We start from the raw sequence: 227 nt of genomic DNA on the forward strand, positions 1-227 counted from the left end.
AACTACGATGCTGGAGTAAACATTACAGGAGATGTTACTGATGAAAATGACAACTGTTCTGCAACACTAGACGCTACCTACACAGACACTGTAGTCGCTGGAACTTGCGAAGGATCGTTTACAATCACCAGAACATGGACATTAACAGATAGCTGTGGTAATACTGCGCCAGAACAAACACAAACCATTACCGTTTCCGATAATATCGCACCAACATTTACTGCACC

General features: G+C 42.7%; 1 protein-coding gene. It reads left to right on the forward strand.

Features of this window, described 5'->3' with window-relative positions; all coding sequences use genetic code 11:
- A partial coding sequence (locus ACVC08_RS00255) for an HYR-like domain-containing protein (protein ID WP_452600512.1) occupies positions 1-227 on the forward strand: 227 nt, incomplete at both ends.

This window comes from Pontimicrobium sp. MEBiC06410, from assembly GCF_053601615.1.